2 protein-coding genes are annotated in these 1,872 nt (G+C 37.0%); both read left to right on the top strand.

The window, feature by feature from the left end:
* The coding region (locus LOK41_RS28005) for a GerAB/ArcD/ProY family transporter (protein WP_241819356.1) at nt 1–784 on the top strand (784 nt) is incomplete at its 5' end.
* Nucleotides 781–1,872: Ger(x)C family spore germination protein (locus LOK41_RS28000; RefSeq protein ID WP_241819355.1), on the top strand; the 1,092-nt coding region annotated here is incomplete at its 3' end. The genes LOK41_RS28005 and LOK41_RS28000, both read left to right, overlap by 4 nt.

Genomic DNA, 1,872 nt, shown 5'->3' with positions numbered 1-1,872 from the left:
CCGTTCAATGGCAGAAGTCATTAGCTTTTTTTTGCTGGAAGGAACTCCTACATGGGCCATTATTATACCTTTTATGTGGATAGGTCTCTATTTGATTATGAGTGGCATTAACTCAATTGCCCGGATGTTTGAAATCATATTCCCTATTACGGTGTTTATTTTTTTACTCATTTCCTTGATGAGTCTCGGAATATTTGAGATGGATAATCTCCGCCCCGTATTAGGTTTAGGAGTTAAGCCGGTGTTAAATGGGATAAAGACAACTGCTCTCGCATATACAGGTCCTGAAATCATGTTAATCCTTTTGGTATTTATGGAGCAACCAAACAAAGCAGTAAAAGTCATTCTAGTTGGCATTTCTATTCCCTTAATTTTTTACGTAATAACGGTCGTAATGGTCATCGGTGCATTATCCGTCGATGGAGTTGTAACGAGAACATGGCCGACAATTGATCTCATGCGCAGTTTTGAAATTTCTGGTTTAATATTTGAACGTTTTGAATCTTTATTGCTCGTAATATGGATTATGCAAATATTTGCTACATATACGATCAGTTACTACGCTGCTGCATTGGGGCTAGCACAACTCTTCAAAAAGAGCATTCATCCTTTTATGTTTGCTTTGCTTCCGATTATTTATATCATTGCTATGACTTCGAAAAATATAAATGATCTACTTAAATTCGGGGATATGGTCGGCAATACTGCTTTATTTTTATTTGGGTTACTACCACTGCTCCTTCTTATCGTCACGCGATTAAAGAGAAAAGGGGGGACATCGTGAAGAATAACTTTCACTATGTACGGGTTATTTTGACTTTGTTTTTGATGCTTGTGCTCCTGTTTCTGACAGGGTGCTGGAGTAGCAAAGAAATTGAAGAGTTGAGTTTAGTTTTAGCTGTAGCATTGGATAAAGGTAAGGAGTCAACAATTGAGAAAAAGATTAAGGACCGAGGAGGAGGATATCCTAAAAGAAACATCATAACATCTACTTATCAAATTGCAAGCCAACAAACGGGGAGTAAAGGAGGCGGGGCACAACAAAAACGTTATGTTAATGTTTCTGAGACTGGAGATTCTATTCATCAAATAATCCGTGAATTTTCATTAAGAGAAGATCGGCCTTTGTTCGCTTCACATTTAAAAGTGATTGTGATTAGTGAGAATCTTGTACGCAAATATAGTTTAAACCAATTACTTGATCAGTATCTCCGTGAAAATGAGAGTAGGCTTAGCTGTCTTGTGTTAATCAGCAAGGGGCGAGCTAGTGAGACACTGGAATCAAAGGAAATAGGAGAAATTCCAGCGTTTCATTTGATTGGGATTGCAGATAATCAATATAGAATAACAAGAATTTTACCTTTTGTATCGCTCGCTAAATTAAGAGGTAAGATGGAATCAGGATCTAGTTTTCTTTTACAAAATGTGATTTCGACAAATGGTGAAGTAAAATTTGCGGGAGCTGCCGTAATCAAAGGAAATACAAATAAGTTACGTGGTTTTTTAAATGAAGAGGAATTAGAGGGGCTAATATGGATCAACGGAAAAAGGAAAGGTGGTTTGGTAAAAGGCTTTGATAAAAAGACAGAGCAACCCATCATCTACGAGATAAAGTCCATAAAAAGCAAAATCACCCCGCATGTTAAGGAAAATAAGATTTCTTTTGATGTAAACATTGAATCAGAAGGGCGTGTGTCTGAAAATTGGGTGCACTCAGGAAAAGGTTTTGAAAATGAATTTTTAAAAAGGGCAGAAAAAGCTGCTGAACAAGAAGTAAAGCACTTGGTGCATCATGTAACAGAAAAAATGCAGAAAGAATATCAAGTTGACGTTGCTGGCTTTGGAAACCGATTAAGAATTGAAGACCCAAAA

The organism is Bacillus sp. TL12 (assembly GCF_022625245.1).
Lineage (GTDB): Bacteria > Bacillota > Bacilli > Bacillales > Bacillaceae_G > Bacillus_A.
Note: the sequence above shows the minus strand (reverse complement) of the source record. Positions and strands in the feature narration are given on the sequence as shown.